This is a genomic window from Proteiniphilum sp. UBA5384 (assembly GCF_002410825.1).
GTDB lineage: Bacteria > Bacteroidota > Bacteroidia > Bacteroidales > Dysgonomonadaceae > Proteiniphilum.
On sequence record NZ_DHOS01000015.1, the window covers coordinates 1 to 25,842 of the forward strand.

At 43.9% G+C, this 25,842-nt stretch carries 26 protein-coding genes; 21 read left to right on the top strand and 5 right to left on the bottom strand.

What is annotated here, in order from left to right; genetic code table 11:
• Window positions 1-90 (bottom strand): HU family DNA-binding protein (locus tag B4G81_RS04560; protein ID WP_294080619.1); only part of this gene is annotated, 90 nt, incomplete at its 3' end.
• A gap of 204 nt (window positions 91-294) precedes the next feature.
• Here B4G81_RS04560 and B4G81_RS04565 point away from each other — a divergent pair.
• The 8 genes from B4G81_RS04565 (at window position 295) to B4G81_RS04600 (ending at window position 6,725) form a co-directional block, all read left to right on the top strand.
• Window positions 295-972: a rhomboid family intramembrane serine protease gene (locus B4G81_RS04565; RefSeq protein WP_294080569.1), complete on the top strand. Its 678-nt coding sequence runs from the start codon at window positions 295-297 to the stop codon at window positions 970-972.
• On the top strand, window positions 956-1,846 hold the full coding sequence (locus B4G81_RS04570) for a rhomboid family intramembrane serine protease (RefSeq protein ID WP_294080573.1): 891 nt from the start codon (window positions 956-958) through the stop codon (window positions 1,844-1,846). Before B4G81_RS04565 ends, B4G81_RS04570 begins: the two co-directional genes overlap by 17 nt.
• Window positions 1,830-2,951, top strand: a complete 1,122-nt coding sequence (locus tag B4G81_RS04575; RefSeq protein WP_294080575.1) for an endonuclease/exonuclease/phosphatase family protein — start codon at window positions 1,830-1,832, stop codon at window positions 2,949-2,951. Before B4G81_RS04570 ends, B4G81_RS04575 begins: the two co-directional genes overlap by 17 nt.
• 66 nt (window positions 2,952-3,017) lie before the next feature.
• Entirely contained in the window at window positions 3,018-3,383 is a 366-nt protein-coding gene (queD, locus tag B4G81_RS04580; RefSeq protein WP_294080577.1) for a 6-carboxytetrahydropterin synthase QueD, read from the top strand.
• Complete coding sequence (locus tag B4G81_RS04585; protein ID WP_294080580.1) at window positions 3,364-3,945, top strand: 7-carboxy-7-deazaguanine synthase QueE; 582 nt, start codon at window positions 3,364-3,366, stop codon at window positions 3,943-3,945. Before queD ends, B4G81_RS04585 begins: the two co-directional genes overlap by 20 nt.
• A 1-nt stretch (window position 3,946) precedes the next feature.
• Window positions 3,947-4,897: a ribonuclease Z gene (locus tag B4G81_RS04590; protein ID WP_294080582.1), complete on the top strand. Its 951-nt coding sequence runs from the start codon at window positions 3,947-3,949 to the stop codon at window positions 4,895-4,897.
• Window positions 4,898-5,146: 249 nt separating this feature from the next.
• Complete coding sequence (locus B4G81_RS04595; RefSeq protein WP_294080584.1) at window positions 5,147-5,527, top strand: T9SS type A sorting domain-containing protein; 381 nt, start codon at window positions 5,147-5,149, stop codon at window positions 5,525-5,527.
• Window positions 5,528-5,720: 193 nt separating this feature from the next.
• Window positions 5,721-6,725: an aspartate-semialdehyde dehydrogenase gene (locus tag B4G81_RS04600; protein WP_294080586.1), complete on the top strand. Its 1,005-nt coding sequence runs from the start codon at window positions 5,721-5,723 to the stop codon at window positions 6,723-6,725.
• Between the two features lie 14 nt (window positions 6,726-6,739).
• On the opposite strand, the gene B4G81_RS04605 is transcribed toward B4G81_RS04600, so the two are convergent.
• The 3 genes from B4G81_RS04605 to B4G81_RS04615 are packed head-to-tail and all read right to left on the bottom strand — an operon-like array spanning window position 6,740 to window position 8,952.
• Window positions 6,740-7,225: a DUF456 domain-containing protein gene (locus B4G81_RS04605; protein ID WP_294080588.1), complete on the bottom strand. Its 486-nt coding sequence runs from the start codon at window positions 7,223-7,225 to the stop codon at window positions 6,740-6,742.
• Window positions 7,226-7,227: 2 nt separating this feature from the next.
• Window positions 7,228-8,019 (bottom strand): metal ABC transporter ATP-binding protein, encoded by a 792-nt coding sequence (locus B4G81_RS04610; protein ID WP_294080589.1) that lies wholly within the window; start codon window positions 8,017-8,019, stop codon window positions 7,228-7,230.
• Window positions 8,020-8,049: 30 nt separating this feature from the next.
• On the bottom strand, window positions 8,050-8,952 hold the full coding sequence (locus tag B4G81_RS04615; protein ID WP_294080591.1) for a metal ABC transporter solute-binding protein, Zn/Mn family: 903 nt from the start codon (window positions 8,950-8,952) through the stop codon (window positions 8,050-8,052).
• 202 nt (window positions 8,953-9,154) lie between these two features.
• On the opposite strand from B4G81_RS04615, the gene mnmD reads away from it, so the two are divergent.
• The 13 genes from mnmD (at window position 9,155) to B4G81_RS04680 (ending at window position 24,284) form a co-directional block, all read left to right on the top strand.
• On the top strand, window positions 9,155-9,820 hold the full coding sequence (gene mnmD, locus B4G81_RS04620; RefSeq protein ID WP_294080593.1) for a tRNA (5-methylaminomethyl-2-thiouridine)(34)-methyltransferase MnmD: 666 nt from the start codon (window positions 9,155-9,157) through the stop codon (window positions 9,818-9,820).
• Window positions 9,821-10,060: 240 nt separating this feature from the next.
• Complete coding sequence (locus B4G81_RS04625; protein ID WP_294080596.1) at window positions 10,061-10,306, top strand: type II toxin-antitoxin system VapC family toxin; 246 nt, start codon at window positions 10,061-10,063, stop codon at window positions 10,304-10,306.
• Window positions 10,307-10,606: 300 nt separating this feature from the next.
• Window positions 10,607-12,202, top strand: a complete 1,596-nt coding sequence (gene abc-f, locus B4G81_RS04630; protein WP_294080621.1) for a ribosomal protection-like ABC-F family protein — start codon at window positions 10,607-10,609, stop codon at window positions 12,200-12,202.
• 46 nt (window positions 12,203-12,248) lie between these two features.
• The gene (locus B4G81_RS04635; RefSeq protein WP_294080598.1) at window positions 12,249-12,785 is read left to right on the top strand and encodes a GNAT family N-acetyltransferase; all 537 of its coding nucleotides are present in this window, start codon (window positions 12,249-12,251) and stop codon (window positions 12,783-12,785) included.
• Window positions 12,786-12,881: 96 nt separating this feature from the next.
• The gene (locus B4G81_RS04640; RefSeq protein ID WP_294080599.1) at window positions 12,882-13,937 is read left to right on the top strand and encodes an NAD(P)-dependent alcohol dehydrogenase; all 1,056 of its coding nucleotides are present in this window, start codon (window positions 12,882-12,884) and stop codon (window positions 13,935-13,937) included.
• 109 nt (window positions 13,938-14,046) lie between these two features.
• Window positions 14,047-14,610, top strand: a complete 564-nt coding sequence (locus B4G81_RS04645) for a helix-turn-helix domain-containing protein (RefSeq protein ID WP_294080601.1) — start codon at window positions 14,047-14,049, stop codon at window positions 14,608-14,610.
• A 206-nt stretch (window positions 14,611-14,816) separates the two neighbouring features.
• Complete coding sequence (locus B4G81_RS04650; RefSeq protein ID WP_294080603.1) at window positions 14,817-17,057, top strand: heavy metal translocating P-type ATPase; 2,241 nt, start codon at window positions 14,817-14,819, stop codon at window positions 17,055-17,057.
• A 14-nt stretch (window positions 17,058-17,071) separates the two neighbouring features.
• A complete protein-coding gene (locus B4G81_RS04655; protein WP_294080605.1) occupies window positions 17,072-17,284 on the top strand; it encodes a heavy-metal-associated domain-containing protein in 213 nt (70 codons plus the stop codon).
• Window positions 17,285-17,625: 341 nt separating this feature from the next.
• Complete coding sequence (locus B4G81_RS04660) at window positions 17,626-18,090, top strand: DUF6769 family protein (RefSeq protein ID WP_294080607.1); 465 nt, start codon at window positions 17,626-17,628, stop codon at window positions 18,088-18,090.
• A gap of 187 nt (window positions 18,091-18,277) precedes the next feature.
• A complete protein-coding gene (locus B4G81_RS04665) occupies window positions 18,278-19,483 on the top strand; it encodes an efflux RND transporter periplasmic adaptor subunit (RefSeq protein ID WP_294080609.1) in 1,206 nt (401 codons plus the stop codon).
• A gap of 18 nt (window positions 19,484-19,501) precedes the next feature.
• The gene (locus B4G81_RS04670; protein ID WP_294080612.1) at window positions 19,502-22,642 is read left to right on the top strand and encodes an efflux RND transporter permease subunit; all 3,141 of its coding nucleotides are present in this window, start codon (window positions 19,502-19,504) and stop codon (window positions 22,640-22,642) included.
• Between the two features lie 13 nt (window positions 22,643-22,655).
• Entirely contained in the window at window positions 22,656-23,834 is a 1,179-nt protein-coding gene (locus B4G81_RS04675) for a TolC family protein (RefSeq protein ID WP_294080614.1), read from the top strand.
• A gap of 78 nt (window positions 23,835-23,912) precedes the next feature.
• Entirely contained in the window at window positions 23,913-24,284 is a 372-nt protein-coding gene (locus tag B4G81_RS04680; RefSeq protein ID WP_294080616.1) for a DUF3127 domain-containing protein, read from the top strand.
• A 334-nt stretch (window positions 24,285-24,618) separates the two neighbouring features.
• Here B4G81_RS04680 and B4G81_RS04685 read toward each other — a convergent pair whose 3' ends face one another.
• Window positions 24,619-25,788 (bottom strand): hypothetical protein, encoded by a 1,170-nt coding sequence (locus B4G81_RS04685; RefSeq protein WP_294080618.1) that lies wholly within the window; start codon window positions 25,786-25,788, stop codon window positions 24,619-24,621.
• Window positions 25,789-25,842 lie beyond the last annotated feature (54 nt).

A 25,842-nucleotide genomic window follows, 5' to 3' on the forward strand; every position in this document is an offset into this window, starting at 1 on the left:
GTCGAGGGTAGCATCCAACGCTTTCTTGGCGTCCACTTTGCTAAGGCCTGATTTATCAGCGATAGCACTAATTAGTTCTGATTTGTTCATAAAACGTAAATAAAAAAATTAAACATACATTAAGTCAAGGCTGAGCCTCATTTTGCCGTCAAATATAAACTATAAATCGAAAACAATCAAGAAAAAAGATAAAAAGTATTTGTTTTTAGTAAAAAAAAGTCTTTTCTGGGGTAAAAATCCGCATTCTCAACGAAATAATACGTAATTTTGCAGCCCAACATTCAATTAAGAAAAATGGATAATTCAAGAAATAGCTTCGCCGGGGTACTTCCCATGGTAACAAAAAATATAATCATTATAAATGTAATCATTTGGTTGGCACAGTTTGTACTGATTAATCGATTCGGCATAGACCTGTCTCAATGGCTTGGATTACATTTCGTCAAGTCGGATTATTTCCATATTTATCAGCTTGTCACTTATATGTTCCTGCATGACCCATACTCCTTCTCCCATGTATTTTTTAATATGTTCGCAGTCTTTATGTTCGGCAGGACATTGGAGCAGGTGTGGGGACCCAAACGATTTCTTACTTATTACCTGGTTACCGGGATCGGAGCAGGATTAATACAGATGATCGTTCTCCTTTTAAGGGTGCAGGCAGTCGTGCCCGTAGAGATGTTTTCAATGGTGAACAGTGTTACTGTAGGAGCCTCGGGAGCTGTTTTTGGTGTGCTATTGGCATTCGGCATGTTATTTCCCAATTCGCAACTTTTTATCATCCCCTTTCCTTTTCCTATCAAGGCCAAATGGTTTGTGATTGGATATGGCTTATTGGAATTATTCTTCGGCGTTGCCAACCGTACGGGCGATAATGTGGCTCATTTTGCACACCTGGGAGGGATGCTTTTCGGAATTTTCATGATTCTGTATTGGAAAAGAAAGGATATGAAATATGGCAGATTTTATTGAAAGGCTGAAGCAGCAATATAAGAATGGCAGCGTGATGACAAGGCTAATTTTCATCAACGTATTCGTTTTTATTGCCTTGAAGATTGTCTCAGTAGTGTCTACCCTGTTCAATCTTTACGCTGTAGATATGATTTCCTTCCTCGGCATACCCTCTTATATTCCCTTATTACTGCACAGAATATGGACCCCCATTACCTATATGTTCGTACATGAAGGGTTTCTTCATCTGCTCTTCAATATGCTTTGGCTCTATTGGTTCGGAAAGATTTTCATGGAATACTTTACCGGACGGATACTCGGCAGCCTTTATGTCTTAGGGGGATTGGCCGGCGCAATACTTTATGTAGTTGCATTCAACTCCATCCCCTATTATACCGCAATGGAGAGAGGATCGGTGATGATCGGTGCATCGGCAGCAGTAATGGCCATTGTGATGGGAGCTGCTTTCTATCGCCCCGATGTGCAATTGAATCTCCTCTTTCTGGGACCTATAAAGATTGTCTATATTGCTATCTTCGCATTTGTCCTCGACTTTCTCTCTCTTAGTAATCCCATGAATCCCGGGGGACATGTCGCACATATAGGAGGTGCATTGTTAGGCTATTTCTTCGCTATCCGGTATAAGAACGGAAAAGACATTACCCGATGGATGAGTCGGGCAATTGATTGGTTTGTGGGACTGTTTAAACCTCGCAAACATGCTTCGAAGATGAAAGTGAAATATGCACGCCACGAAACCGATTGGGAATATAACGAACGTAAACATACCGAACAGGAAGAGATCGATACTATTCTGGATAAGTTGAAACAATCGGGTTACAACGGTCTATCATCAGAAGAAAAAAGGAAACTTTTCGATGCGAGCAAGAAATAAAAAACTGAAGTTCAATGATATGGTCAAATGGATCATTTTCGTTACGAACGTAGTGGCTATCATTTTGCTTTTCTTCTCATTCCTCTCTTGGAGGGTTTCACCATTAAAGACCAACTTGTTTTCATATATAGGATTGGGATTTGGACTCATCCTACTTGCCAATATCTGCTATCTCGCTCTCTGGATTATTTTCTCAAAGTGGAAATTTGCATTGATATCCCTTTCGGCAATTCTCCTTTGTTACAAGCCGGTAACCACATTCTTCCCGCTGCATTTTATCAGTGGGAAGGAACCGGAGGCGGCGATTCAGATATTGACTTACAACGTACAGGGGTTCCCAAATGAAAGGGATAAAAATGCAGCTGAACATCCCATCCTTGATTACATTGCCAATACCGATGCCGATATTGTCTGCCTCCAGGAATACCTGATCAGTAAAACAGGACAGTCGATGATCTCCCAATACGAGGTAAACAGGATTTTAAGCCGGTATCCCTACCACTCGGTCACAGGTTTGGAATCTTCAGGAAAATATCATATCTTCGGATTGGCATGTTTCTCGAAATATCCCATCGAGAAGACACATAAAGTGCTGTTCGAATCGTCATATAACGGAGCGGCAGTTTATACTATCAGTATAGACGGGAAAAGGTATTCAGTGGCCAATGTACATCTGGAATCGAACAGTATTAAGGAAGAAGATAAAAAATTATACAGTGATTTCCTCCTGAATGCCGATTCGGTGCGGCTCGAGCAGGTGGCCAGTAATATTCGTAACCGACTGGGGACCGCATACAGGATACGTGCACAACAGGTTGAGAAAGTGAGACAGTTTATCGACAGGCAAGATACGCACGGAACTATTATCTGTGGTGATTTCAACGACACACCCATATCCTACGCCTATTACAGGATGAAAAAAGGATTAAAGGATGCATACGTTTCCACTGCTTTCGGACCCGGCATCACCTACCACGAAGATATGTTCCTTTTCCGTATCGACCATATCATGCACAGCGATAATATAAAAGCTTACAAGACAAAAAGGGGGAAGGTGAAATATTCCGATCATTATCCACTCAGAACCTATCTGAAGGTGGAATAAATGACTCCTTGATGTGATGATGGGCTAGAAACTCAATCCTAATTAGTAAATCAGTAAATCAGAACAATGTACAAGATAAGTAAACAGTTTTCTTTTTCAGCAGCACACTCCCTTTGGGGATTGCCTGACGATCACCCTTGCAGTCGCCTGCATGGGCATAATTATGTGGTGACTGTTCATCTCCGTGCGAAAGAATTGACTAAACAGGGTTTCGTCCGCGATTATACCGAATTGAAAGTGGTAAAGGAGCATATCGACACTAAACTGGACCACCGGAATCTGAATGATATTCTCGCACCACTCAATTCATCGGCGGAGAATATTGCCAAGATGCTATACGACGAATTTAAGCCCCTGATCCCGGAGCTATACGCAGTAGAAGTGAGTGAGACACCCAAAACATCAGCCATCTATGAACCTGAATGTGAATGAAATATTTTACTCCCTTCAGGGTGAAGGGGGCCGGTCAGGACAACCATCTATTTTTATCCGATTGGCTAAATGCAATCTGACGTGTAGTTTCTGTGACACCGATTTCGAACGGGGCGTAAAGAAAACTATCGACGAGATACTGAATGAAATTGAGCCGTATGAATGCAAATGGATTATCTGGACCGGGGGAGAACCCACGCTACAGCTTAACGATACTGTCGTTGCCATCTTCAAAGAAAGAGGATACCTCCAAGCCATAGAAACCAACGGCACAAGAAAAGTTCCCAAGGGAGTCGATTATATCACCTGTAGTCCCAAACAGGAATTTGAGAGAGTCAGGGAATTGATCCCTGAAGTGGATGAATTACGTTTTCCTATTCAAAAGGGAGATCCATTACCGGATGTCAACATCCTCCCTAAAGCAAAATATTATTTCCTAAGTCCCATTTTCGACAATAACAATCTCATCCAGGAAAATATAGATTATTGTGTATATCTGGTTAAACAGAACCCCTCATGGGCATTGAGCCTACAGATACATAAACTTATCGGTATCCGTTAATATGAACAAATTTCAGGTAACTATACTAGGGTGCGGTTCAGCCATACCCACCACAATGCACCACCCGCCTTCGCAATTAGTGGATCTGAACGAAAAATTGTTCATGATTGATTGTGGGGAAGGCACACAGTTTCAGATGAGAAAGTTTAAAATACGGATAAATAAACTCCACAGCCTCTTTATTTCACATCTGCATGGTGACCATATATTCGGATTACCAGGATTACTCTCTACACTCAGTATGTTGGGAAGAACTGCCGACCTTCATATTTACGCCCATAAAGAGATTAGCATCCTGATAAAACCCCTTCTGATTTATATGGGGAAACATATGTCATATAAGATAGAGTTACACCACTTAAATCCAGACCGGGAAGAGTTCCTTTTTGAAAATAAATCAATCAGAATATCCTCATTCCCGCTGAAACACCGCATTGATACCAATGGATTTCTTTTTGAAGAAAAAGAATCACCCAAACATATCATCCGTGAGATGATCGATTTCTATCAGATTCCTGTTAGACAGATTGCTCAAATTAAAGAAGGAGCCGATTTTATCACTTCCAACGGTACCCTCATCCGCAATGAAATACTCACATCACCCGGCAATCCTCCGCGAAGATATGCCTATTGTTCCGACACGGCCTATGCTCCCGAGATTGTTCCCTATATAAAAAATGCGGATATACTGTATCATGAAGCTACTTTCGCCGAAAGCGAATTGACCCGCGCCGGCGAGACCTATCATTCTACTGCCCGTCAAGCGGCAGAGATCGCCAAGGCGGCAGAAGTGAAGCATCTGGTGATTGGCCATTATTCTTCCCGGTACAACGAACTGGGAGTCCTTTTAAAAGAAGCAACCGCTATTTTCCCGAATACGGAACTTGCCGCTGAAGGTAAGGTATTTGATATATATCCACATATCAGGCACTATTGCACAGATAACAGATAAATATATCTAATATAAAGTCAACAATCAATAGAAATTAACGATTTATATATGGATAAAATAATAGGAGTGACAACCTGTTAGGGAGAGAAATAATAAGCAATCTGGCAAAAGGCATCGCCGTGATCGGCTTTGGTTCTTCGGCCCAACGCAACAAGCCTTCATATTGAAGCTTTTCGCTAGAAATAATTATATCAGAACCATACAAAGTTTCACATTTTTTTATAATTTTGTGATATAAACGTGGTTTTCATGAAGAGATACGGTTTTCTCCTTTTGATGTGCCTTGCCTTCGGGATTGGATTTTCTTTGTTTGCGCAGGAAAATCCCGATACGCTTGTCGTGGAAAAACAAAAAGAAATACTAACGGAAAATAATGAGAAGCCGAAAATCAAGGAAGAACGGCGAAATGAAGGAGAGTCACAGGAAAAAACCAAAATCAAGATAACTGGCAATCAACTTATTATTGAAGACCTCTCCCAAGACGGAGTGCTCGATATATATAATATCATGGGAGCAAAAGTATTTAACCGCCGCGTAAAGGCTGGCACCAACCAATATACTTTATCTCTCCCAAGAGGTTACTACATCATTAAAATCGGGAAAATTACCCAAAAAATCGCTATCAAATAAATTTTATTATCGTTAAATTTCTTCATTTTATTACATTTATCAGCTTTTCACTATCTTTCCTCTATAAATTTGTGGGGCATTTTTTATTGATCTGTGTATATATCTGAACTTTTATGTACATTTGTGGTGTAAACTGGATAAAAGTATGTTTTAGGTTTTGCCATTTACTTTTATTTAAAAACTTATATTCATTATGAAGATTGCTATTGTGGGTACCAGCGGAGCTGTAGGTCAGGAATTACTCCGCGTACTGGATGAAAGAAATTTCCCGTTGGACGAACTGGTTTTATTCGGTTCGTCGAGAAGTGCCGGAACATTATATAATTTCAGGGGTAAATCAATCGAAGTAAAGGAATTGCAACATAATGACGATTTTAAGGGAATCGATATTGCCTTCGTATCCGCCGGAGGAGGCACTTCACTGGAATTTGCCGGGACCATTACCAAACACGGGACTATCATGATCGACAACTCCAGCGCCTTCCGCATGGAGGAAGATGTGCCTTTGGTGGTTCCCGAAGTGAATGGGGAAGACGCGCTGAACGCTCCCCGCAACATCATCGCCAATCCCAACTGCACCACCGCCCAGCTGGTAGTGGCATTACAGGCCATTGAAAATATTTCGCATATAAAAAAGGTACATGTAGCAACCTACCAAGCTGCCTCAGGAGCCGGTGCCGCCGCTATGCAGGAATTGGAAAACCAATACAGGCAATCAGTGAACGGGGAAAAGCCAACCGTTTCCAAGTTCGCTTATCAATTGGCATACAATCTGATTCCTCAGGTAGACGTATTTACGGACAACGGATATACCAAAGAGGAGTTGAAAATGTACAATGAAACACGCAAGATCATGCACTCTAATATAGAAGTCAGTGCGACCTGTGTGCGGGTACCGGTGATGCGTGCCCATTCCGAAGCCATCTGGATCGAGACTGAACGCACTATCTCTGTAGAAGAAGCCAGGGAAGCCTTCAACAATGCTGAAGGGGTTGAAGTGATCGACAACCCTGTCAACAAAGAGTATCCGATGCCGCTGGACCTCTCAGGAAAAGACCCTGTCTATGTAGGTCGCATCCGTAAGGATCTTGCCAATGAAAACGGATTAACTTTCTGGAGCGTTTCGGATCAGATTCGTAAAGGAGCCGCACTAAATGCTGTGCAGATCGCAGAATACCTTATCAAAAATGCAGACTAAAGGGAGGTAATTTTTTAAAGAACAAGCGTTCTGATAAAAAAGAAGATAAGTAAACCAACCGTGGTCAATTTGAGTACAAGCCCTGCAATATAACCGGCAAAAGCACCGGCAGCCTGTTTCACAGCCTGTATGAACTGCGTGCCGGAAACTAATCCTCCGGCAAAAGCACCTACGAACGGACCAAAAACGATGCCCCATGGGCCCAGAAAAAAGCCTATTAGCAACCCGATGGCAGCACCCCATACTACCTGTTTGTTGCCACCCAGTCTTTTTGTGCCCCATACCGGAAGCATATTATCAAGGATAGTGATTACCACCGTCAATATCCCCAGGATAGTAATAGTTCTCCAGGAAATATCGTCCTGTGTAGAGGGGATAAATTTCAATACCAGCAAACCGCCCCAACTCATAGGGATGCCGGGAAGAACCGGAGAAATGGTACCAATAGCACCCATGAGCACCAACAAGCCTGCAAGGATAATCCAGACCGTATCTCCCATTTTTAATTGTGTGTATGTGATCCCTCTCCCGGGAGATCATGTTCCATCAACACACGGTGAGGTAAAGAGCCATGACCGAGTATTTCTATGGGACAAGACTCATAAGCATTCAGCAACCACTCCTGTGATATATCTGTGCCTGGATGATAATGCAATCCCTGATTCACACAAGCAATATTCTTCACAAGAGAGATAATCGTCCCCACATCGTGCGAAACCAGTACAATGGCTATATCTTTATTGATATCGCCCAGCAATTTATAGAAATTAGTCTCGAAAAGCTTATCCACATAAGTACTAGGTTCATCCAAAATAATCAGTTTTGGATTATCCACGATAGCCCTTCCGAGTAATACCCTCTGCAACTGTCCACCTGAAAGTTCTCCAATGGCACGCAACAATAGATCTTCTATACCAAGTCGTTGCGCGACCTCCTTCACTTTTTGCTTATCCGTATGAGAATAGCGCTTGAAAACATTCATTCCGGGAGTCAGCCCTGACAGAATCACTTCTGATACGGAGATAGGAAATTTCTTATCGATCTGATTAATTTGAGGCAGATAACCGATATTGATCGAACCCGTTTTTTCACCTGTATCATAAAACGTAATGGAACCCGATTGAGGTTTTATCAATCCCAGAATCGCCTTCAGAAGAGAAGTCTTTCCTCCTCCATTAGGCCCGATAATACCGAGGAAATCATCTTGATAGATGCTGAGATTAATATCCCGCAATACATTCGGCTTATTGTCATAGCCGACAGTAAGATTTACTATGTCGATTAGTTTATCCATTTTTTACCCCATTTAACTTAACACAAATATTCATTTTACTTCGCGGGCTAAAATAGTAGCAATCCTCAACAATTCCACATCCCACTCATACCGAAGGGGATCAATCTCGAACACTTGGGCTCCGATCTCGTGGGCAATAACTGTCGTATTCTTCGTATCAAAACTACGCTCGATAAAAATAGTATTGATCTTCTCCTTACGGGCAACATCTACAATCTCTTTGATCTGAGAGGGAGAAGGACTCTTTCCCTCAAATTCGATACTGATCTGGTTCAGACCGTAATCACGTGCAAAATAACCCAATGCCGGATGGTAGATAATAAATGACTTAGAGGACACATTCTTCAACAAATCCCGGATCAGGCTGTCCGTCTTTTCTATCTTTGCCAATAATATTTCATAATTCGCTTCATAAGTACCGGCATTATCAGGATCTATTTTCACTATCTCATTCAACATATTGCGTGTAAACACCTTAACTGCATATGGAGACGACCACACATGAGGATCTATTCCACTATGGGAATGCAAATGTGTATGGTGGAGATCATGTCCGTGATCATGATCATGGTCGTGACCTTCCATCCTCACAATACCTTCCGAACAGTTTATAATAGTCACGTTCGGGTTATTTTTTGCGAGACGTTTGCTCCAGACATTCTCAAAACCGAGATCACCCACCATAAAATAGACATTGCTTTTTGCCATATCAACCATTACCGACGGAGCCGGTTCATACGTCTCCGGACTGGTTCCGGGCGGCACAAGCGTATTGATGGTAAACATATCGCCTACAATCTGATCGAGAAAATAACGTTGTGGTTCAATCGTTACCGTCAATATCCGGGGTCCTTCAACATTGCTTTTCTTCGTACCGGAACCACAAGCCATAGCCAGTGCCAATAATAAGGTGATATACAAATATTTTTGCATAAGATGGTTTTAGTAGACAAATGTAGTAATTTTTTCCTACACAACTCCACCGCAAATACCAAAATCAGTAACTGGCAATGGATACAATAAACAAATAGTTTCTATTTTTGTTGTGATTTTGAATAATACCTGCTTCATTCTGAATCGGGTCAGACTCAACCTACATCAGCGGAAACTGAATATTTAAACGCATAAGAAAAGTATGCAACATATTATAGAAATAACGGAAGACGGATCACATACACTCTATGTGCCGGAATTGGATGAACATTATCATTCTACGCACGGGGCCATCCGTGAGTCACTCCATGTTTATCTGGAGGCAGCGTTACACCATTGCGGTAAATCGGAGGTCAATCTATTGGAAATAGGTTTTGGCACGGGACTAAACGCCTTTCTCACCCTACTCGACATTGAAAAAACGGAAAAAACAATAAGATACACTACTCTTGAACGATATCCGGTATCGTTTGTGGACGCACAGATGTTCAATTACAGCAAATTAGTGGATCCTACGCAAGAAGAGAAGTTTATGCGGCTTCATTCTTGCCTTTGGGGAGACTGGGTGGAGATAACCTCCCATTTTCATCTAAAAAAGTTGCAAATGGATGCAAGCAGTCCGGAGAATTTCCAACCGGAAGAGCTTTTCGATGTGATCTATTACGATGCTTTTGCTCCGGAAAAACAACCCGCCATGTGGACTCAAGAAATATTCAACCGTTTATATGCTCTCAGCAATCAAGGAGCCGTCCTCACTACCTATTGCGCCAAAGGTGTGGTAAGGAGGATGCTTCAAGCCTCCGGCTTTGTGGTGGAACGCCTCTCCGGGCCTCCCGGAAAACGGGAAATACTGCGGGCGGTAAAATAGCATTTTGAATATCCGTATATATTTACACGTACAAAACCAAGTAAATATGAATACTAAACTGACTTTAAAATTAAACGAGAACTATCTCGATTCTCTCGCGAATAACTAAAGAAGATGATGACTTTGAAATATCTCCTTTCGTTAAAAGTATTTCAAGCGGAAAGAGTATTTCCGCAAATATCGATGATCAAAAGGCAAGGGAAGAATATATCGATTTTTTAGACAAAAAACACCAATGAGATGCAAAAAATATTTTTAGACACCAATATTATCCTTGATTTTTGGGGAGAGAGGGAAGGTTTTTATGACACAGCAGCAAAAATATTGACTTTAGCCAACAAGAAGACAGTTCAGGTATACACATCTTCTAACTCAATTGCAACATCTTACTATATCCTTTCAAGATATAAAAACTCAAAAATTGCTCTTGAGAAATTAGGAAATTCAAACTTCTTTGCAGCATATCGATCATGGACGACGAGATAATCAATAATATGTAACTAAAAAACTTTACCTTTGCAGCACAAATCAATAAGTAAGGTCCAATGAAATAAAATAATTTCTTTCCATCTTTTAATGAGGTAAATCGCAAAAACGGTTTGCCGGGTTACTCATCTATTTAAAGAACGTTTTCGTTAAGCAGTACGAACAGAAGACAAGCTTGCTTGAATTATGTCGTTGCGAAAAATATTTCGATGAGCGAAGACAGAGGCAAAACTTATTTTGACCATGTTGAGCGTAGAAATAGTGCAAATAATTTGAAAACGACTAACTTTAGTTAAAGAAATTATGCTTACAATTCAAAACCTATCCTATACACATCCCGATAAGATTCTATTATTCAGCAATATTAGTCTGACAGTCAATCCGAATGAGAAAATTGCGTTGATTGGCAATAACGGTTCCGGCAAAACCACATTGCTGAAAATCATCGCAGGGGAATTGCAACCCTCCGACGGAATATTGAAAACGGATGCCAAACCCTACTACATTCCCCAGATCTTCGGCCAATATGACCATCTCACAATTGCCGAAGCATTGCAAATAGACCATAAGTTGGATGCTTTGCACGAAATACTGAATGGAAATGTTTCTGAAAAGAGTTATGAATTGCTTGACGACGACTGGACAGTCGAAGAACGTTGTACGGCTGCTTTGAACGAATGGCAGTTAAGCGGCTTGGACTTGTCACAAAAAATAGAGTCACTGAGCGGGGGACAGAAAACAAAGGTTTTCCTGGCAGGTATCTCCATCCATCAACCTGAACTGGTATTATTGGACGAGCCCAGCAACCATCTGGATATTCAGGGAAGACTATATTTGTATGATTTTATAGAAAATACAAAGTGCACCTTGCTCGTCGTAAGCCACGACCGGAAATTACTCAACCATTTGAATGTAGTCTGTGAGCTGACCAAGCACGGAATAACCGTCTATGGTGGCAATTATGACTTTTACAAAGAACAAAAACAGATAAAGGCGAATGCTTTGACGCAAGACATCCAAAGTAAAGAAAAAGCATTGAAAAAAGCTAGAGAGAAAGAGCGTGAGACCATCGAACGCCGACAGAAATTGGACGCGCGTGCAAAGAAAAACCTGGCAAATGCGGGATTGCCCAAAATAGTAGCCAATACATTGAGGAACAACGCAGAAAGAAGTACTGCCAAAATCGAGAGCGCACACTCTGAGAAGACAGGAAATATTTCACAGGAATTGCAAGAGTTGCGTTCTTCCTTACCCGGGATCAACAAGATGAAATTTGGGTTCGACGATTCGGGGTTGCATCAGGGGAAAATCCTGTTTACTGCCACCGACATCAATTTCAGTTACGAAAACGGAAAATATGTCTGGAGTGAACCTTTGAACCTGCAGATCACGAGCGGCGAACGGATAGCCATTAAAGGATCTAACGGTTCGGGAAAGACAACGCTGATCAATATAATCCTCGGGGACCTCATACCCCAAACCGGAACTGCAATTGCCGCGGAAAACAAATCAATTTATATCGATCAGGATTATTCGCTGATAAATAACGAACTGACAATCTATGAACAGGCTGTCCGGTTTAATAGTTCCACTTTGCTCGAACATGAAATAAAAATCAGGCTGAACCGCTTTCTGTTCACGAAAGAAGATTGGAACAAACCTTGCACGACATTGAGTGGCGGAGAAAGGATGCGGTTAATGATATGCTGTTTAAACATAGCCGACAAATCGCCTGACATCATCGTTTTGGACGAGCCGACCAACAACCTCGACATCCAGAACATCGAGATACTGACCCAGGCAATCAACGAGTATCAAGGAACATTGCTGGTGATTTCCCACGATGAGATATTCCTGGAACAGATAAACATTGAAAGAGTAATCAGTGTTAATTAGAGATAAATCATAAGAAATAAATAGCGAATCGATAATTCAAAACAGTATGGTAATAAAAATCGACAATGATATCGAACTAAGACAGTTGGAGCAAACAGACGCAACTGATATTTTTGAAGCCATCGATATCCAACGGGAATATTTAGGAAAGTGGCTACCATTTGTAGCGTCCACCCAAGAAGTATCCGACACACAGGAATTTGTAGACTCAGTCGTCAATGCCCCGAAAGAGAGATTTGAGCTGCAATTTACCATCCGAAAGCAGGATCAATTCATTGGATTGATCGGTTTTAAGGATACCGACAAAGCCAACAAAAAGACAGAAATCGGATACTGGCTTTCAGAGAAATACCAGAAACAGGGAATTATCACAAGATCCGTTGAGAAGCTTTGTGGTTTCGCCTTCAACGAGTTGGGCATACACAGGGTTCAGATAAAATGTGCCGTCGGCAACCAGCGCAGTATCAATGTTCCCAAAAGATTAGGATTCCGATTCGAGGGGATCGAACGGCACGGAGAGCTACTCACCGGAAATATTTTTACTGATTTGGAAATCTACAGCAAACTACAATCGGATAAATAACGATTTTAACATCCATACTACGCTCATTTGGATCGAAATCTTTATCTTTGCTTCATTGCCAAGTGGCATAAAGAATATAAATAAAACTTCCCAATTATGAATACATTTCCAGTAAAAGCATTCGGGACAGAAGCTCCCGAAGCCGACTTGAAGCAGATGAATATCGACCGTCGCGAAGCGACAAGAAAAGATGTGGAGATCGATATCCTATTTTGTGGCGTATGCCATTCCGACCTGCATACGGCAAGGAATGAGTGGCATGGAACCGTCTATCCCAATGTGCCGGGACATGAAATTGTGGGACGGGTCATAAAAGTGGGTGATGGCGTGACCAGATTCAAAGTGGGAGACCTTGCTGCTGTCGGCTGTATGGTAGACAGCTGCCGCGAATGTGAGCAGTGCAAACATGGGAACGAGCAGTATTGTGAAAACGGGAATACCATGACATACAACGGAGAGGACGTCTATCTTAACAAACAGACATTCGGTGGCTATTCGGAACGTATTGTGGTAAATGAAGATTTCGTATTACATGTTCCCGAAAACCTGGACCTGGCCGCTACCGCACCATTGCTTTGCGCAGGAGTAACCACATGGTCTCCTCTGAAACACTGGAATATAGGTCCGGGACACAAAGTAGGGATTGTCGGTATCGGCGGATTGGGTCATATGGGTGTAAAGCTGGCCAAAGCGATGGGAGCTCAGGTGGTAGTTATCACCACTTCCCCGTCGAAAGTAGATGACGCCAAACGGCTTGGGGCTGACGAAGTCATTCTCTCCACAGACAAAGAACAAATGAGAGCCAACTACAACACGCTGCACTTTATATTGGACTGTGTTTCGGCACAGCACGATGTAAACGCATACATGCGGCTGCTCAAAGTGGACGGCACGCTTGCACTGGTAGGTTTGCCCGAACATCCATTACCAATCGCTGCATTCAGTCTGGTCTCCGAACGTAAGAGCTTTTCCGGATCAACCATCGGAAGCATCAGGGAGACACAGGAAATGCTTGATTTCTGCGGCAAGCACAACATTACCTCTGATATAGAACTGATCAATATACAGGATATCAACACCGCCTACGAACGGTTGTTGAAAGGCGATGTCAAATATCGATTCGTGATCGATATGAACTCTTTGAAAGGTTAAGGGTAAGCCGGAATTACCCCCTTAATTTTCAGCTTGCGCACGGAATCTATCGTGCGCAGGCATTTACTTGATTTTATTGTAAACGGATAACTATGAACGAACAATGACTATGGGTTCACTTTTCATAAAAAATATGGTTTGCAACCGCTGTATCATGGTTGTACGGCAGGAATTGGAAAAATTGGGATTGGACGTGAAAAGTGTCACGCTGGGCGAGGTGATCCTCGGCAAAGAACCGACATCCGAAGAAAGAAGAGAGATAGAATCCGTTTTAGTCCCGTTAGGATTTGAGGTGATCGACGACAAAAAAAGCAGGATTATCGAAAAGATCAAAACCCTCATCATCGACCGGGTGCATCACCACGACGATGACACCAATGTAAACCTGTCAGAGCTGTTGAGCAGTGAGTTACACCACGATTACAACTACCTGTCCAACCTATTTTCGGAAGTGGAAGGCATCACCATCGAAAAGTATTTCATCGCCCAGAAGATTGAGAAAGTCAAGGAGTTGTTGGTTTACGATGAATTATCGTTGAGTGAGATCGCTTATCGACTCAACTATTCGAGCGTTGCCTACCTGAGCAATCAGTTCAAAAAAGTAACCGGACTCACACCGAGCCACTTCAAACAGATCAGAGAAGACAAAAGAAAACCGCTGGATAAGGTGTAAGGAGATAAAAGAAACAAATAAGAACCGCAACAAATTTCCGACATCTGTAAATATTACAAATCAAATCCATAAAACTACAATAGGATAACTCCATTTTATCGCCATCTTTGCATTGTCAACAATAAAGTAAACCTTTTCGTTATAGCAGACAGCCCGATAGCCAACGTGTTTGAGGCATGCCATAACGAAATGCTGATAAGAAAGCTATGGCAACAAACAATACAAAAACAATAAAGCAAACGCTTCCCGTACTGGGCATGTCTTGTGCATCCTGCGCCAGCAGTGCCCAAACTATTGTACAACATGAACCGGGAGTAGTGAATGCGTCCGTCAATTTCGGTACGGGCAACCTGACTGTTGAATACCAGCCCGATATCACCGATATTTTAAAGCTGCAAAAAGCGGTGCAAGGTGTCGGTTATGACCTGTTGATTGAAGACGAGTCCACACAGCAGGAAACACTAGAAAATATCCATGCCGAGAAATTCCGGGAACTCAAAAAGAAAACCATCTGGGCAATCATACTGGCACTGCCGGTGGTCGTGATCGGCATGTTCTTTATGGATATGCCTTATGCCAACCTAATCATGTGGTTATTCGCCACTCCCGTGGTGTTCTGGCTGGGTAAGGATTTTTATGTCAACGCCTGGAATCAAGCTAAACACCGCTCCGCCAACATGGATACATTAGTCGCTTTGAGTACCGGCATCGCCTACCTCTTCAGCGTCTTCAACATGCTGTTTCCCGATTTCTGGCTCCAAAGGGGATTGCACGCCCACGTCTATTTCGAAGCAGCTGCGGTTATTATCGCCTTTATCCTGTTGGGGCGTCTGCTCGAAGAGAAAGCCAAAGGCAATACCTCCACGGCACTCAAAAAACTGATGGGATTGCAACCCAAGACTGTGGTAATCATACGATCCGACGGAACAGAAGAGCAAGTCGCCATCGACAATGTAAATGTGAACGATATCATCCTCGTCAAGCCGGGAGAAAAAATAGCGGTGGACGGTATAGTGACTTCCGGTAATTCTTACGTGGATGAGAGTATGCTTAGCGGCGAACCCGTCCCCGTATTGAAGGAGAAAGATGAAAAGGTATTTGCCGGCACCATCAACCAGAAGGGAAGCTTCCGGTTCAAGGCCGTGAAAGTGGGCAAGGAGACGATGCTTGCCCAGATCATTAAAATGGTGCAGGATGCACAGGGCAGCAAGGCTCCCGTGCAAAAACTGGTCGATAAGATTGCGGGGATTTTCGTTCCTGTAGTGATTGGCATTGCCATTCTCACGTTTATCATCTGGGTGATTCTGGGTGGAGACAACGGTATCGTACACGGATTGCTCGCCGCCGTCACGGTGCTGGTAATCGCCTGCCCCTGCGCATTGGGATTGGCCACGCCCACCGCCATTATGGTGGGTGTGGGAAAAGGCGCCGAGAACGGTATCCTGATTAAAGATGCCGAAAGCCTCGAGCTGGCAAAGAAAGTTAATGCAGTCGTGCTGGACAAGACCGGCACCATCACCGAAGGCAGGCCGCAGGTGACCGATATCCGGTGGCTGAATGACGATGACTCCGGCAAAGATATCCTGTACAGTATCGAGAAGCAATCGGAGCATCCTTTGGCAGAAGCAGTGGTAAGACACCTGAAAGGAACCGCCGCCACAACACTGACAAGCTTCGACAGTATCACCGGAAAAGGAGCGAAAGCGGATCATAACGATGAGACCTATTTCACCGGTAACAGGAAGCTTCTGACGGAAAACAATATCTCCATCGCCAACGAACTTTTGCAATATGCCGATGAGTGGGGCAACCAGGCGAAGACCGTCATCTGGTTTGCCGATAGCCGGCAGGCACTTTCGGTGATCGCCATCTCCGACAAAGTCAAGGAGACCTCGATAGAAGCCATCCGGCAGATGCAGGAAATGGGCATCGAGCTCTATATGCTGACCGGCGACAATGAGGCCACGGCAAAAGCCATTGCGCAGCAGACCGGCATCCATCATTACAAGGCGGAAGTACTGCCGCAGCACAAAGCTGAGTTTATCAAGGAACTGCAACAGCAAGGCAAGATAGTAGCGATGGTAGGCGACGGCATCAACGACAGCACGGCGCTTGCCACTTCGGATGTGAGCATCGCCATGGGGAAAGGGAGCGACATAGCGATAGACGTTGCCAAGATGACCATCATCTCATCCGACCTCACCAAAATACCGCAGGCGATCCGGCTCTCCAGGCAGACCGTGGCAACCATCAAGCAAAACCTGTTCTGGGCATTTATCTATAACATGATCGGTATCCCCATCGCGGCAGGCATCCTCTACCCCATCAACGGCTTTCTGCTGAATCCGATGATTGCGGGAGCAGCCATGGCATTGAGTAGCGTCAGCGTGGTAACCAATAGCCTACGACTGAAATGGAAAAATATCAATATATCAATTAAAAAATAATGAACAACATGGAAATGAAAAAATTGCAATTCAAGACAAACATCAACTGCAGCGGATGTGTATCAAGGGTAAAACCCGGACTGGATAATGCTGCAGGCATCCGTGAATGGAATGTGGATATCGACAATCCCGATAAAATCCTGACCGTACAATCCAATGGTATCACTGCCGACCAGATAATCGCCATCGTCCAAAGTAAAGGATTTAAGGCGGAAACGTTGGATTGAACTAAGCCTATAAAAAAAGAAGACCCGTGAGCAGATCTGATGGGATGCAACACAGGTACTGTTCTTACAGACTGTCTTCAACACATCTCGGATATTTTTATCCCTGTCTTCTTCTGAACATCTGATATACTCCAAAAGAACAAAACATAAAAACTAACAGGAATGCCGACATATCAGTAGAAAAATGAACCTCTATCGATTTCTTGGCAACTAATTACAATGGTAAAAAATACAAAACCAAATTTCATAATCTGATTTAGCTTCCCCAACCCGTTGAAAATCTTCTGTGTTACTTGGATAAAAGAAAATAAACCTGTACTTTTGCTGCAAAACGGATTGAATTGAAGAAAAAGATTGCCATATCACCCATTGTATTAGCGATATTAATCGTGTTGGTGGCGGGAGTGATACCGCATCATCATCATGATAACGGTGCAATCTGTTTTCATGTGATAGATTGTATCGAGAATCATGGTGGGAGTGATGGTCATGACGCAGCGAACGAGGGACAGTATCCGGTTCAAAACAACCATAGCTGTCAACACGACCCCAATTGTGTTGCGGAAACAAGTTACTATACCAATCCGGATGGCAAGATAAAAATCAAAGCACCCTCATTCGATAATGACGATAATCCGGTGCAGATCCAGTTTTGCCCGGTGTTTTATCTTGTATCCGACTTTCTGATAAATCCTGCATATAATACCTATACAAAACCGAAACAGGGAGAATATCTGCTATTTTATACGTCTGCCGAAGTTAGCCGATTCCATGGCTTGCGTGCTCCCCCTTTCGTTCTTTCCTGAACTGCCTGCATCTTTTAAAAATACCGGAGCGGATAGGCAGCGTGATACAATTCCATTAAATATCACATTTTACCCTCATCCAATCCTATTCTAATTTGTCTTGATTCTATTGCAGGCTTGCCTTGTTGTACTATTTCCGGTACAAATTTTTCATTCACCATAAAGCAGTCATAAAACACCATCAAAAATGAAGACTTATATTATAGGCGCATTGATCGCAATGGCCTTGCTTATTTCGGGTTGTCATGCCGGGAGTAAAAACGGATCATCTGCGGATGCGAAAGAGTCACATGAGCATCTGGATGAACACGACCATGATCACAGTCACTCGCATGATCATGACCACGACCACTCATCCGGGGATACCGATGAAATCCACTTTTCCCGCCAACAGGCCGAAGCGGTCGACTTGGAAACAGAGGAGGTCGCTCCCGGCCCGTTCAGCTACGTGATCAAGACCAGCGGACATATCCGGGCGGCACAGGGTGACGAGGCGATTATCGCGGCGACTTCCAACGGGATTGTCTCATTTACCAACCCTTCCCTCACCGACGGAAGTGCTGTCAAGTCCGGCCAGTCCATCGTGACGATATCCGCCAAAGACCTTTTAGAAGGAGATCCATCGGCCAAAGCCAAGATTGAGTTCGAGACGGCTGAAAAGGAATTCCAGCGGGCGGAACTGTTGGTCAAGGACCAGATTATCTCGACCAAAGAGTTTGAACAGTCCCGCCTCCGCTACGAAACCGCCAGAACGGCCTACAACGCGCAGGCGTCGAACATGACCGCCCACGGCGTGAGGGTGACCTCCCCCATCAACGGATATATCAAAAACCGGATGGTAGGGCAGGGAGAATATGTGTCGGTGGGGCAACCCATCGCGACCGTCTCCCAAAACAGGCGGCTGCAATTGCGGGCGGAACTGTCGGAATCCCATTACAAGACGCTTAAAAACATCACCTCAGCCAATTTCAAACCGGCTTACGACGATCAGGTCTATAGACTTTCCGATTTGAACGGTCGGCTATTGTCGTTCGGCAGATCAGCGGACGGACAGTCATTCTTCATTCCCGTCACTTTCGAATTCGACAACGTGGGAGACTTCCTTCCGGGTGCTTTCTCCGAAGTCTATCTGTTAGCCAATCCGCAAAACGATGTGATATCGGTGCCGATCTCATCCCTCACCGAAGAGCAGGGGCTTTATTTCGTCTATCTGCAACTCGAAGAGGAGCATTATAAGAAACAGGAAGTCACCCCGGGTCAAAGCGATGGCACGAGGGTGCAAATCGTTTCGGGGCTGAAACCGGGCGACAAGGTGGTTACCAAAGGAGTGTATCAGGTGAAGCTGGCGGCGGTTTCGTCGGTGATGCCGGAAGGTCATACCCACAATCACTAACCGCAAAGACGAAACGCTATGCTGAATAAGATAATCAAATTTTCGTTGAACAACCGGATGGTTGTGCTGGTCGCCGCAGTTTTGCTGATGGTCGCAGGATTATATACCGCCGACAATATGGAAGTGGATGTGTTCCCTGATTTGAACGCGCCGACTGTTGTGGTGATGACCGAAGCGCAGGGGATGGCTCCCGAAGAGGTAGAGCGGCTGGTCACTTTCCCCATAGAAACTGCCCTGAACGGGGCGACCGACGTACGCCGTGTCCGCTCCTCTTCCACAACGGGATTCTCCATCGTATGGGTGGAATTCGACTGGGGGACCGATATTTACCTCGCACGGCAAATCGTCTCCGAAAAGCTGTCCGAAGTGAGAGACGCCCTACCCTCTTATGTCGGGAACCCCACGTTAGGCCCGCAATCGTCCATTCTGGGCGAACTAATCACCATCGGATTGACATCCGATTCCACTTCGCTTAGGGATTTACGCACACTGGCCGACTGGACTATCCGCACACGACTGCTGTCGATCGGCGGCGTGGCGCAGGTGACCGTCATCGGCGGCGAGATCAAGGAGTACCAGATATTGCTGAATCCCGAAAAGATGAAGCATTACGACGTCAGTCTGGACGAGGTGATCAACGTGGTGCAGGGCATGAACCAGAACGCTTCCGGAGGCGTATTGTATGAATACGGGAACGAGTATATCATCCGCGGCGTCCTTTCCACGAACCAGGTGGAAGCATTGGGAAAATCGGTGGTAAAGAGTGTGGGCGATATGCCTGTCCTGATTGAAAATATCGCCGACGTGCAAATCGGCGACAAGGCACCCAAACTGGGGGTCGCCTCCGAAAAAGGGAAACCGGCCGTACTGGTGACGGTCACCAAACAGCCTGATATCAATACAATGGAGCTGACCGACAAGATAGACCATGCGCTGGCCAATCTTCAACAGTCGCTTCCCGCCGACGTGAAAGTCTCTACCGACATTTACCGACAGTCCCGTTTTATAGAGAGCTCCATCAGCAACATCCAGAAAGTGCTGTACGAAGGGGGTATTTTCGTGGTGATAATCCTGATTATCTTCCTGATGAACGTCCGTACGACCATCATCTCCGTGGTCACCATCCCCCTGTCACTGGTCGTCTCCATCCTCGTACTCAAATATATGGGGCTGACCATCAATACCATGTCATTGGGAGGTCTGGCCATCTCCATCGGGTCATTGGTAGATGATGCCATCGTGGATGTGGAGAACGTGTTCAAGCGACTGCGGGAGAACCGGCTAAAGCCGAAGGAGGAGCAGAGGAGCGTGATAGCGGTGGTGTACGATGCATCGCGAGAAGTACGTATGCCGATTTTTAATTCAACACTGATCATGATCGCCAGTTTTGTCCCGCTCTTTTTCCTCTCGGGAATGGAAGGCCGCATGCTGGTCCCGCTCGGTATCGCATTTATCGTGGCGATGATCGTCTCCACATCGGTCGCCCTCACCTTGACGCCGGTATTGTGTAGTTACTTATTAGGGAGACCCGGGAAAAGAAGTGCCAAATCAAAGTTGAAGAGTGATGTGCCGGTGGAAAAAGAGTCTTTCGTCGCCCTGAAACTGAAATATCTCTATGAGAAAGCTCTTAGGTGGACGCTAAACCACAGGAAATGGGTGCTTGGCGGAACCGGAGTCGTGTTGATCGTCACCCTGATCCTTTTCTTTTCGTTCGGCCGTGATTTCCTTCCGCCGTTCAACGAAGGATCGTTCACCATCAGTGTCAGCACCATGCCCGGCATATCGCTGGAAGAGTCGGATAAATTAGGAAGGATTGCCGAAGAGCTGTTACTTTCGATACCGGAAATACAAACGACAGGGCGCAAAACGGGACGTGCCGAACTGGATGAACATGCCTTGGGCGTAAACCTGTCGGAGATAGAAGCACCGTTCATACTCGACAAGCGTTCCAAGGACGAAGTATTGGGAGAGGTAAGAGAGAAACTGAAGCTCCTTCCGGGCGTTAATATCGAAATCGGACAGCCGATCTCCCACCGTATCGACCACATGCTTTCGGGTACAAGGGCCAATATCGCCATCAAGATATTCGGTCACGACCTGAACAAGCTGTACAGCCTCGGGAATCAAGTCAAAGCATCCATCGAGGATGTCGAGGGGATTGCCGACCTGAACGTGGAACAGCAGATCGAGCGTCCGCAATTGAAGATAGAACCCAAGCGGGAACTGTTGGCCAAGTACGGGATATCCTTACCCGAATTTGCAGAGATTATCAACGTGATGCTGGCCGGCGAAGTGGTTTCTCAGGTTTACGAGGGTAATAACTCATTCGACCTGACATTGAAAGTGAATGACGAAAGCCGCTCGACTGCCGACAGGATCAGGAACCTGATCGTGGATGCCAACGGCCGGAAAGTCCCGCTGGAAAACATTGCCGAGATCACTTCATCTACCGGTCCCAACACAATCAACCGTGAGAATGTATCCCGAAAGTTAGTCGTTTCGGCCAACGTGGCCGGTCGTGATTTACGGGGAGTCGTCAACGATATCCAGAAGAATGTCGGTGAGAAAATCACATTGCCCGAAGGCTACCATATCGAATACGGCGGACAATTTGAAAGCGAACAGGCGGCATCACGTACTTTATTAGTCACCTCCCTGTTTGCCATTATGATCATCTTCCTGCTTCTGTTTGGCCAGTTCAAAAGCATCAACCAGGCTGCCGTCGTGCTGCTGAACCTGCCATTGGCCCTGATTGGCGGAGTCTTCGCCATATTCTTCACCAGCGGTACATTAAGCATACCGGCCATTATCGGTTTCATCTCCCTGTTCGGCATCGCCACCCGGAACGGGATGTTACTGATATCACGTTACAACGACCTGGAGCGTGAAGGCTATTCGAAGTTTGAATGTGTGATGCATGGTTCTTTAGACCGTCTCAACCCGATATTGATGACGGCACTCTGTTCCGCGCTCGCCCTGATCCCTCTCGCTTTAGGGGGAGACCTGCCGGGTAACGAGATACAAAGCCCGATGGCAAAGGTTATCCTGGGCGGATTGCTCACATCCACTTTCTTGAATGGTTTTATCATTCCAATCATGTACCTGATTACTAAAAGGAAAGTGACTAAAACAGAAATTGTAAACGATGAAGAGATTTAAAAATAAAATCCAGATGAGAACAATCATAATCACCCTGTTGATACTGTTCATGTGCGTCACTTTGAATGCCCAGACAAATATCAACTCCGTGTTGACTTCGATAGAAGAACACAATACTACCTTACAATCCCTCCGGGAAAGTGCCGAAGCGCAGAAATTAGAAAACAGGACCGATATCTATCTCGAAAACCCGGAAGTCGGGTTCGACTACCTTTGGGGAAATCCTTCAGCGATTGGCAACCGCACCGACATCAGCGTGATGCAGTCATTCGACATGGCGACCATTACCGGCGCGAAAAGAAAAGTGGCCGACAGACAGAATGTCCTGGTCGACTGGCAATACAAAGCCGACCGGATGAATATCCTTTTGGAAGCAAAACAATACTGCATCGACCTGATTTACTATAATGCACTAAAAAAGGAACTCGACCTGCGCCTGCAACATGCCGAAACGATTGCCGCCGGTTACGAAGGACGTCTCAATTCAGGCGATGTGAGCCGACTGGAATACAATAAGGTGCAACTCAACCTCTCCACCGTTCGGGGAGAAATATCCCGTATCGACGTGGAACGCAATGCACTGCTGGAACAACTCAAAAGGCTCAACGGAGGAACGGATATCCTGTTGGAAGATGTGCGCTATGATGACATTTTGCTTCCGCCTCGTTTTGACGACTGGTTCGGACAAGCGGCAGAGAAAAGCCCTGTGTTGGCGTATGCCAGGCAGGAGATAGAGGTAAGCAAGCAGCAGGTTTCTCTAAGTAAAATGAAAGGACTGCCCAGTCTCTCCGCCGGATATATGAGTGAGAAGGTGGTAGGCGAACGCTTTCAGGGAATTTCAGTCGGCATTTCCATCCCCTTGTGGGAGAACAAGAACCGTGTAAAGCAGGCAAAAGCATCGGTAAGGGCGGCCGAATCACGGGAAACGGACAGCCGCTTACAGTTCTACAACCGGCTGCAGATACTCTACAACCGTGCCGCAGGCTTGAAGGCAGCATCAGAAAAGTACCGACAATCGTTGACAACTGCCAACAACACAGAGCTGCTGAAGAAAGCCCTCGATGCGGGAGAAATATCGCTGCTGGAATATATGGTAGAGATGGGGTTATACTACGAAACCATCAACCAGGCATTAGAAACCGAAAGGGATTACCAAAAGGCATTCGCGGAATTATCAGCCGTGGAACTTTAGTAAGTCGCATCTCATTTATTTTTAATTTGGCAATTCCCCTTTTTCGTACTATTTTCGTAGGCTAAAACGAGAAAAATAATGCAACTGACAGCGAAACTAATTCAAATTCTGCCGCTTCAATCCGGCACGGGTAGAAACGGCGAGTGGAAGAAACAAGATATTATTGTGGAGACACAGGACCAATATCCTAAAAAGATTTGTGTTTCCTTGTGGGGAACCAAATTCCAGCATGTCCCACTCAATACCGGGGAAATGTATACCATCGATTTTGATGTGGAAAGCAGGGAATTCAACGGAAGATGGTACACCGACGTGAAAGCATGGAGAGTGGAAGCGCAAACTACACAAAAAGCCGCCCCGACTACCTATCCAAATGATGACTATGATGAGATACCCCCACCGGAAAATCCATTCAGTGATGCTAATGAGATTGATGATATACCGTTTTGATATATTCCGGATTCATAGCAGCGGAGTGAGAAGGGTCTCGTTTGAACACCTTATATCTGTTCTAAGTTTCCTGAATCAGCTTAAATGACTGATTCATTGCCTCATTATTAAAAAACAGCAACTTGTTAATTTTATTTCACTATGTATGGATTCGTGTCCATGTCGGCATTTGTAAAATAAAATTTTTCTGTTCTGATCGAAAAGATATAAATTGAAAAAACTGAATTGTTGTTTTAATAGATAAGTTGGATGTGTAGACTAAAGTATAAAAGTTTAAAATGGATATTCAGCAAATAAACTTGTAATACTCAAACCAAACTCTACAGTCAGCAAATTAATTCCGTTTCTTTCGAGTTTTGAACAAGGGATTTTTAAATCCTTCCCTTTTAAGAATATTTATTAATTGAAGTTTTGTTTTTATATTCCGATCTTTCAGCATCCCTTTTTTAAGAATATATTTTACATCCTCCTCTTTGGCATATTCAATAGGTAATCGACTCTTGGACAGATCATTATTTAAAAGGATATATTTTATTTCTAAAGAGGCTCCTAGTAAATTTATTTCTTGTACCACTCCAATATACTGTTTGTTTTTACACCATTCATCATCTACAAAAATAATATCATCTAATTCAACTCCAACTTTTTCGGATTTCTGTTTTATAAGTATTTGCTTATCCAGTTTTTCCCTTTCCTTTTCATAGATTTTTTGAAGAATCGATTGAGGATAAATCTCTTCGAAAGGATATTTAGGGATATAGTTTTGTATTTTTTCTTTCAGTTTCGGAACATGAATATTGATTTTATCAATTACTTTTAGGTAGTTATTAAAAGTATAAGGAATCTTCTCATCAATGACAAACCTTCTGATATCATCAATATTTCCTCCTGATGCATTGAATAATTCTTTATCTGTTATTGTTTCATAATCTACGGGCTCTCGAGTTGCATTCTCAACCAGTATTTTATGATAATGACAGTCAAAGTCAAAATCTCTATGTTTCAACTCAAAATATTTTTTCGAGAAAGAGGTTTCTTTTTCATTGTAATTACCGTGACTAATGTATTCTCCTATATAATTGAAAAAAGGTTCTTTCTCTAATGATTCTATTTCCAGTACGCACCTTTCATTAATAATATTTTTGATGAAACCTTCAAAAAGATTTTTAGCGAATGAATAATTGGCAATAAAAGCTTTGATCATCTTGATATCAATATCATGGTCTCTTTGAGACTTATAGATAAAAGAGACGAATTGGCTTCCAGTTTCACTATTAGAATTATAAAAGTATTGATTTGCCTTATCCTTATTCTCTTTTGATAACTTTTTAAAATCAAACAAATCAATATCTATAGAAAAACGGCATGCGTGATTTGAATAGGCATTGGAAAGATAGAAAGAAACTGCGATTTTCTTGATTTCTTCTTTTAATAACACTATACCCGTACAATACCTGTTGAGATAATGAGAAAATTCAGCGTTAACGTAATCAATATAATACATAAGCTATATAATTAAGATTCATAAGTTCTAATCACTAGTGTCCCATAAAAAAGG

Excerpts from the sequence above, each read along its gene's own strand:
- B4G81_RS04670 (WP_294080612.1), top strand. The coding sequence starts at position 19,502 with ATGCTGAATAAGATAATCAAATTTTCGTTGAACAACCGGATGGTTGTG.
- B4G81_RS04625 (WP_294080596.1), top strand. The coding sequence starts at position 10,061 with ATGCAAAAAATATTTTTAGACACCAATATTATCCTTGATTTTTGGGGA.
- B4G81_RS04635 (WP_294080598.1), top strand. The coding sequence starts at position 12,249 with ATGGTAATAAAAATCGACAATGATATCGAACTAAGACAGTTGGAGCAA.
- B4G81_RS04675 (WP_294080614.1), top strand. The coding sequence starts at position 22,656 with ATGAGAACAATCATAATCACCCTGTTGATACTGTTCATGTGCGTCACT.
- B4G81_RS04615 (WP_294080591.1), bottom strand. The coding sequence starts at position 8,952 with ATGCAAAAATATTTGTATATCACCTTATTATTGGCACTGGCTATGGCT.
- B4G81_RS04565 (WP_294080569.1), top strand. The coding sequence starts at position 295 with ATGGATAATTCAAGAAATAGCTTCGCCGGGGTACTTCCCATGGTAACA.
- B4G81_RS04680 (WP_294080616.1), top strand. The coding sequence starts at position 23,913 with ATGCAACTGACAGCGAAACTAATTCAAATTCTGCCGCTTCAATCCGGC.
- B4G81_RS04605 (WP_294080588.1), bottom strand. The coding sequence starts at position 7,225 with ATGGGAGATACGGTCTGGATTATCCTTGCAGGCTTGTTGGTGCTCATG.
- B4G81_RS04610 (WP_294080589.1), bottom strand. The coding sequence starts at position 8,019 with ATGGATAAACTAATCGACATAGTAAATCTTACTGTCGGCTATGACAAT.
- B4G81_RS04655 (WP_294080605.1), top strand. The coding sequence starts at position 17,072 with ATGAAAAAATTGCAATTCAAGACAAACATCAACTGCAGCGGATGTGTA.
- B4G81_RS04665 (WP_294080609.1), top strand. The coding sequence starts at position 18,278 with ATGAAGACTTATATTATAGGCGCATTGATCGCAATGGCCTTGCTTATT.
- B4G81_RS04685 (WP_294080618.1), bottom strand. The coding sequence starts at position 25,788 with ATGTATTATATTGATTACGTTAACGCTGAATTTTCTCATTATCTCAAC.
- B4G81_RS04600 (WP_294080586.1), top strand. The coding sequence starts at position 5,721 with ATGAAGATTGCTATTGTGGGTACCAGCGGAGCTGTAGGTCAGGAATTA.
- B4G81_RS04645 (WP_294080601.1), top strand. The coding sequence starts at position 14,047 with ATGGGTTCACTTTTCATAAAAAATATGGTTTGCAACCGCTGTATCATG.
- B4G81_RS04640 (WP_294080599.1), top strand. The coding sequence starts at position 12,882 with ATGAATACATTTCCAGTAAAAGCATTCGGGACAGAAGCTCCCGAAGCC.
- B4G81_RS04590 (WP_294080582.1), top strand. The coding sequence starts at position 3,947 with ATGAACAAATTTCAGGTAACTATACTAGGGTGCGGTTCAGCCATACCC.
- B4G81_RS04575 (WP_294080575.1), top strand. The coding sequence starts at position 1,830 with ATGCGAGCAAGAAATAAAAAACTGAAGTTCAATGATATGGTCAAATGG.
- B4G81_RS04650 (WP_294080603.1), top strand. The coding sequence starts at position 14,817 with ATGGCAACAAACAATACAAAAACAATAAAGCAAACGCTTCCCGTACTG.
- queD (WP_294080577.1), top strand. The coding sequence starts at position 3,018 with ATGTACAAGATAAGTAAACAGTTTTCTTTTTCAGCAGCACACTCCCTT.
- B4G81_RS04570 (WP_294080573.1), top strand. The coding sequence starts at position 956 with ATGGCAGATTTTATTGAAAGGCTGAAGCAGCAATATAAGAATGGCAGC.
- B4G81_RS04585 (WP_294080580.1), top strand. The coding sequence starts at position 3,364 with ATGAACCTGAATGTGAATGAAATATTTTACTCCCTTCAGGGTGAAGGG.
- B4G81_RS04595 (WP_294080584.1), top strand. The coding sequence starts at position 5,147 with ATGAAGAGATACGGTTTTCTCCTTTTGATGTGCCTTGCCTTCGGGATT.
- mnmD (WP_294080593.1), top strand. The coding sequence starts at position 9,155 with ATGCAACATATTATAGAAATAACGGAAGACGGATCACATACACTCTAT.